This is a genomic window from uncultured Dialister sp. (assembly GCF_900541605.1).
Lineage (GTDB): Bacteria > Bacillota > Negativicutes > Veillonellales > Dialisteraceae > Dialister.
On the sequence record NZ_UQKJ01000105.1, the window covers coordinates 1 to 6,850 of the forward strand.

The following is a 6,850-nucleotide window of genomic DNA, read 5'->3' on the forward strand; positions in this document are numbered from 1 at the left end:
ATTCGTGCCGTAGGCTGGCCATCTTTCCTGGAAGCCAGGAGCTAGCAGCTAGAAGCCCCCGCACGAATGACTCTATCCGTAAGTATCGCCCTAACAGCTCGATAAACTGAAATATTCCATCTTCCTTCATGGTACAATAGAGAAAAGGAGGGCACTATGACTACAATCTATATGGTACGGCACGGAGAAACGGAGTGGAATGCAGCGCACCGCATGCAGGGATGGAGCGACATTCCTTTGAACGAGAAGGGACGGGAGCAGGCTTCCTTTGCGGCCCGGAAATTTGAATCCATACCGCTGGACGCCATCTATACAAGCCCTTTGAAACGGGCGGCGGATACGGCAGAAATCATCAGGGGAGAAAGGGATATTCCCCTCATGGAAGAAAAGGGACTCATTGAAATCAACCTGGGCCGCTGGGACGGCCACACGCCCGATGAAATGGATGCTCTCTATCCCGGGCAGTACGACCTGTGGAGAACGAAGCCGGGGGAAGTCCATATCGATGGGGGCGAGACGTTTGCGGATGTGCAGGAACGGGCCTTTGCCGCTTTCCGGCGGATTGCGGAGAAGGAAAGGGAAAAGACGGTGCTCCTCGTTTCCCATATGGGCTGCCTCAGCACGATCCTCTTCAAAATCGCCGGATATCCATTGAACGATTTGTGGAAACACCCCATCGGCAACTGCGCTCTCTGTGAAGTGGACGTAGATGAACAGGAAACCATGAAAATTGTAAAATGGGCAGAAGATGACTATATCCCGGAACGGTTGAAGATGAAAGTTCCCTTTGGGAGAGTGAAAAAGTAAAAACTGATCAGGTCGGGCACCGATTGAATCGAGTGGTGATTTAGCCGGTGCTTTTTTATTGGCTGGATTATTAGATATCTTATTAATACGGATATTACTTTTTAATGACAGAGAAGGCAGAAAATTTTCTGAAGGTTTGCATGGCTTAGACAGTTGTTTTTTATACTGAAAATGTATCTTATCCGTGGGTTTCAGCAAAGGAGAATCCAAAATGCATATCAGTAAAAAAGCGGCCTGCGCCATGGCTGTGGCCGCACTCTGCACATTTTCCCTGTCCACGTCTGTCATGGCAGCAGATTCTGTTATCAATGCCAGTGAAGTTAATATTTCTGTAAAAGGCGGCAGCCGGGGCCTTGTGGGAGCCGGCATTACTCCGGGCAAGGTGTACAACAGTGCCAATGGCTGGAATGAAAAATCAGCTGCCGATACGAATTCGGTAGCCATCGGTGGTGGCCAGAATGGATCTATGAGTTCATCTGCTTCTGTCCGCGGCAAAAACAGTGTTGCCCTCGGTGCCGGTGCTGACGTAGATGTATCGAACAGCAACAGCGATTTTGAAAGTGCAAATGCAACGGCCCTCGGCGGCGGGGCCCAGGTTAAGGCAAAGCAGGGCACTGCCGTTGGCTATGGCAGTAAGGTGACAGGTGACCAGGGGACCGCTTTTGGCGAACAGAGCAGTGCTGAAGCTGCGGGTGCCGCTGCTTTCGGCGAAGGCAGCCATGCTAAAGCCACGAAGTCAACGGCCCTCGGCGTAGGTGCCGATGTAGAAACAGGAGCCGATGACTCCATTGCCCTTGGTGCCGGGAGCACGGTTTATAAATCGGATTTGAAATCAACCGATACGAACGGCGTCGTTTCCGTTGGGGCCGGCAGCAGTACCCGCCGCATCATCCATGTGGCCGATGGTGCCACCGATACCGATGCCGCTACCGTGGGACAGATGAATACGGCTATCGCTACGGCTGCCAAAACTGCTACCCAGGATGTCGATGACATCACTATGAAAACGACGGATGCCCTGGATCATTCCACAGAAACCCGCAGCTTTAAAAAAGCTGGACTTGTCCCGGGAAAATCGAATTCCAACTACAGTACGGCCATCGGCAATACAGGCTTCGGCGATCCATCTGTCGGCACCAATTCCAGTATGAGCGTCAGCATCGGCGATGTTGCTGAAATTGGTGATAATGCTGAACGGTCAACAGCTATCGGCTACAACAGCAATATTGCTGAAGGAGCCCAACACGGTGTAGCTATTGGTGAAAGCAGCTCGGTCAGTAAAGAAGATAGCGTAGCTGTCGGCAAGAGTGCCAGTGTAGAAACAAAGAATGCTATTGCCATCGGTACAGAGGCTAAGATTTCTTCAGGCTCCGTTAACAGCATCGCTATTGGCGGTCTCTATGAATACGACAGTGAAGACGGCCTTGGCGGCGGCGGAGAATATCTTGTCGGAGAAAATGCCAAGAACAGTACAGTAGTCGGTACGGCAGGTCTCAGCCAGTCTGAAGGTGGTACGGCTATTGGTGAAGGGGCCCGAGTCACCGAGGATGCTGTGGATTCCGTCGCTCTTGGTCATGGCAGTGAAGTCAATGCTTCTGACATCAAGGCGAGCGACAAGAACGGCGTTGTCTCCTTTGGCTCCACTTCTGGCGATAACGGTCAGGTTACAAGACGGCTGATCAATGTCGCTGACGGTATTAATGATACCGATGGAGCTACAGTGGGTCAGGTGAAAAATTATATTCATAACATCAATGGCCGCAGTGCTGTAGATGCTGATGATCCGACAACGGCGGTGGGGGAAAACTCTACCGTAGCCGGTGGTACCGAAAACAGAGCTTCCGGTGATTACTCTACTATCGGCGGTGGCAACAGTAACGAGGCTTCGGGATATCTTTCCACGGTTTCCGGTGGTTTCGTCAATAAGGCATCCAATGACTATGCAGCCGTAGGCGGTGGCCAGTCCAATACAGCTTCCGGTCAGAATTCTACTATTGGCGGTGGCTTTCAGAATACAGCGTATGGCAATGGTTCTACCGTAGCTGGTGGCAATACCAATACAGCCGGCGGACTGAATTCTGCCGTTCTTGGCGGCTTCAATAACGCTTCTATCGGAGAAAGCTCCTTTACTGCCGGCAGCGGCAACGTGGCCACAGGGGAGAATTCCGGTGCCCTTGGCAGAAACAGTTATGCAGCCAGTAAAAATTCCCTGGCTTTGGGGAATGAAGCCTATGCCGGCGAAGATAATACAATTTCCTTTGGCCATAAAAAAGGAGATTTGGATCCTTCGTCCCTGGTTATCTCCCAGGTTACAGATGAAAATGGGAATCCCGTACTCGATGAAAACGGTGATCCTAAGACACAGATCGAATCCGGTGAGACCTATCAGAGTGATTCTTTCAACCGCCTGGTCAATGTGGCAGATGGTAAAGATAGTCATGATGCCGCAACCGTTGGGCAGGTGACAGCAGCAGCCCAGACCAATGCGGCGGCTATCAGTCAGAACAGTTCCGCCATCGAGCAGAATAGTGCAGCCATTCGTCAGAATGCGGATTCCATCGAACACCTGAACAGCAGCGTCCACAGCCTGAACCGGGAAGTGGACAGCGTGGGAGCCCTTTCTTCTGCGCTGGCAGGGCTGCATCCTCTTGACTATGATGGCAGCGGTTCCCGTTTCCAGCTGAGTGCTGCGGCAGGAACCTATGATGGTAAGCAGGCTATGGCCCTTGGCGCCTTCTATCATCCGAACAGGAATGTCATGGTTTCCCTGGGCGCATCAAGCACATTTGGCGGTGATCGTAAATCAGCCGGTAATGTGGGCGTCACCTTCCGCGTAGGACCAGGCAGTGATGGCGCCGTTTCTGCAGGAAGCAGTGAAGAAGTGGAAGAACTGAAGGCGGAAGTGGAAGAATTGAAGAAAGAAGTCAGGGCACTGAAGGCGAAATAACCGGTGCTCTTTCCTGAAAAGTGCAGCCCACGGCAGAAGGCTGCACTTTTTGTTTTGCTCCTTTTATGGATGTGGGGATTTTCTTGCTCCCCCTCCCTATCCGTGGTATAGTAAATTATTATGACGGAAAAGGAGGGGATTCTTTTGTCCTTCGAAAAAGTAAAAGCCTATTTTGATTCCTTCGGTCTTGGTGACCGGTGTATCGATCTCAAAGAGTCCAGTGCCACCGTGGCCCTGGCGGCGCAGGCTCTGGGAACGGAAGAGGCCCGGATTGCGAAAACCATGTCCTTTCTTCTGGAGGACAAGCCTCTCATTGTGGTAGTGGCCGGAGATGCCCGTATCGATAACCACAAGTTTAAAGAGACCTTCCACAAGAAGGCGAAGATGATCCCCGGCGCGGAATGCGAGCGGTATATCGGCCACCGTCCCGGCGGGGTCTGTCCGTTCTGCCTGCCGGAGGGAGTGCCGGTATACCTGGATGTGTCGCTGAAGCGGTTTGATATCGTCTATCCCGCAGCAGGTACAGACCACAGTGCGGTGAAACTCCACGTGGAGGAACTGGAAAAGTATGCAAAATCCCAGGGCTGGGTGGATGTATGCAAGAACTGGCAGGATGAAGAGAAGCAGTGATTGATCATAGGGGAGTGTGCAATGATTGTTGAACAGTTTGGTGTTGAAGACTGGATGGACCGGTATGAGGAAGGAGCCCGGTATAATATTACCGATACCTGCGCAAAGCCGCTGACTCTGGATGAGCTTTTTACCATGACCGGAGAAGACCGGAATGCATTTATGGAGCGCTTTTTCCAAAGGGAGCAGACCTATGGTCCCATCTGGGGGAGTCCGGCGCTGAAGGAGAAAATCGCTTCCCTCTATGACCATATAGGACCTGGAGAAATTCTTACGGAACATGGAGCCACCGGCGGAAACCAGCATATCTTCTTTTCCCTGATCCGCCCCGGAGACCGGGTCATTGCGTTTACTCCAAGCTACCAGCAGTTCTATTCAGCGCCCCGTTCTTTAGGAGCCCAGGTGACGGTGCTTCATCTGCGCAAAGAAAATGGTTACCTGCCGGATCTGGATGCGCTGCGGAAAGCGGCATCCCGGGGCGTGCGCATGATCTGCCTCAATAACCCCAATAATCCTACGGGCTCTCTCATTCCAAAGGAAATGATGGAGGAAATCGTGGAGATCGCCCGCAAGGCGGGGGCCTATCTTTTCTGCGATGAAGTCTATGCCGGCGTATCCCAGGAGGATGGGGACGAATGCCCGTCGGTGGCGGACCTTTACGAAAAGGGAATCGCCACCGGTTCCATGTCCAAGGCCTTTTCCCTGGCGGGGCTCCGCCTTGGATGGCTGGCCACCAGGGACCGGGAAGCCCTGGCCCAGTTCCGGCGGGTCCGGGACTATGACCTTGTGAGCTGCAGCCTTTTCGATGAGGCCGTAGCGGCGCTGGCTCTTTCTTATAAGGATAAGATTCTGGACCGGAACAGGCAGATTGTGCGCCATAATCTTCCTATCCTGGAAAAATGGGTGGGGGAAGAAGAAGCGGTGTCTTTCGTGAAGCCGAAGGCAGGCACCATGGCCCTGGTGTATTACGATGCGGATATTTCTTCGAGACTGTTCTGCCATCGCATGTACTATGAAACCGGCGCTTTCAATGTGCCCGGGGATTGTTTCGATGAGCCCCATTCCTTCCGGGTAGGCTATGCCCATGATCCGGACCTGCTGGAGGAAGGGCTTTCCCATGTCAGCGAATTTTTGCGGATCCTTGAAAAAGAAGGACTCCGCCGTCTTCATCAATAAAAATTTCCTGCCCGTAAAGGCAGGGATTGTTTCATCAGGTATTTCTTCTATTGCTGCCGGTAATGGAGGGAATACCTTTTTTTACAGGGAGGTCCTATGAAAGAACTGTTTGCCCTCTGGTGGCCCGTATTCCTTGTAGTGGGAGCAGACGTGATATACCAGATCTGCGCCAGGACTTTGTCGTCCCATAAAAGCCCTCTGGCAGCCCTGGGAACCACGTACCTGGTGAGTGCTTCCCTCTGCGCAGTCCTTTTTGAGGCCCTTGTGCCGGAGGGGCATATCCTTACTGAAATCCTTTCTGCCCATCCGGCGGCCTTCCTCGTGGGGATTTCCATTACGGGCCTTGAAGTGGGGACGATTTACATGTACCGCAAAGGCTGGGCCATGAATATAGGATTTATCGTGTATACGGCCCTCACTGTGGCAGCGCTCCTCCTGGCAGGCTGTTTCTTCTACGGGGAATCCCTTTCGGCTCTCCAGTTCCTGGGCCTTATTCTTGCCAGCTGCGGCATGTTCTGTATCGTGAGGTGAACCATGAAATTCTGGTGGCCCGTTTTTCTCATTGCTGCCTGCAGTGTGGCTTACCAGCTGGGAATCAAAGAAATTTCCGGCGGCATGCATCCCCTGTCGGCACTGACGGTAACCTATCTGTCCGCGTCCCTCACGTCCTATATGCTCTATGTACTGCTGGCACCGAAAGGGGAGAATCGAAAGAAGGAAATTTTTTCCTGGAACCCTTCGGCCCTGGGGCTGGGAGCGGCTATCGTGGGTATCGAGCTGGGGGTAGTGTACATGTACCGGGCGGGGTGGTCCGTCCATTCCTCTTTCATCGTCAGCAACAGTCTCATTGTGGTGGCCCTCCTCGTGGTGGGAGCTCTGGTATATGGGGAAAAGCTGAAGCTCCGCCAGCTTCTGGGCATGGTGATGGCCCTTGCTGGTATCGCCTGCATCGTCTGGGGCGGGTAAGGAATATTTCAGTTTGCCCCGCTGTTAGGGCGATGCTTACGGATAGAGCCATTCGTGCGGGGGCTTCTAGCTGCTAGGGAAGCGCTGATTAATTCGCAGAGTCAGATTTCATAAGGATTTTTATGCGCTGCTTCGTCATAACTCTCCTTAAATAGCTCGCTCCTGGCTGCCAGGAAAGCTGGCCAGCCTACGGCACGAATGACTGATGGAAATATCGAGTGGGTAGCGCCGCAGGCGAATCAGCCTTCCTGGCAGCTAGCCGCTAGCAGCTATAGTAAACGACAAAAATAATTTTATTTAAAGCTGCACAGGGTTCGAAGCTGA

At 52.7% G+C, this 6,850-nt stretch carries 6 protein-coding genes; all 6 read left to right on the forward strand.

The features are described from left to right. The first annotated feature begins 156 nt into the window (after positions 1 to 156). The 6 genes from QZR21_RS07365 (at position 157) to QZR21_RS07390 (ending at position 6,526) form a co-directional block, all read left to right on the forward strand. Positions 157 to 807, forward strand: coding sequence for a histidine phosphatase family protein (locus QZR21_RS07365; protein WP_296098902.1), 651 nt, complete (start codon positions 157 to 159; stop codon positions 805 to 807). 211 nt (positions 808 to 1,018) lie between these two features. After that, positions 1,019 to 3,754 carry a YadA-like family protein gene (locus tag QZR21_RS07370; RefSeq protein WP_296974673.1) on the forward strand — a complete coding sequence of 912 codons (2,736 nt, stop codon included), beginning with the start codon at positions 1,019 to 1,021 and terminating at the stop codon, positions 3,752 to 3,754. Positions 3,755 to 3,898: 144 nt separating this feature from the next. Continuing rightward, positions 3,899 to 4,384 carry a YbaK/EbsC family protein gene (locus QZR21_RS07375; RefSeq protein ID WP_296098906.1) on the forward strand — a complete coding sequence of 162 codons (486 nt, stop codon included), beginning with the start codon at positions 3,899 to 3,901 and terminating at the stop codon, positions 4,382 to 4,384. A gap of 21 nt (positions 4,385 to 4,405) precedes the next feature. Next, positions 4,406 to 5,560 carry an aminotransferase gene (locus QZR21_RS07380; protein WP_296098909.1) on the forward strand — a complete coding sequence of 385 codons (1,155 nt, stop codon included), beginning with the start codon at positions 4,406 to 4,408 and terminating at the stop codon, positions 5,558 to 5,560. A gap of 96 nt (positions 5,561 to 5,656) precedes the next feature. Then, on the forward strand, positions 5,657 to 6,091 hold the full coding sequence (locus tag QZR21_RS07385; RefSeq protein WP_296098912.1) for a hypothetical protein: 435 nt from the start codon (positions 5,657 to 5,659) through the stop codon (positions 6,089 to 6,091). A gap of 3 nt (positions 6,092 to 6,094) precedes the next feature. Next, complete coding sequence (locus tag QZR21_RS07390; RefSeq protein WP_296098914.1) at positions 6,095 to 6,526, forward strand: EamA family transporter; 432 nt, start codon at positions 6,095 to 6,097, stop codon at positions 6,524 to 6,526. Positions 6,527 to 6,850 lie beyond the last annotated feature (324 nt).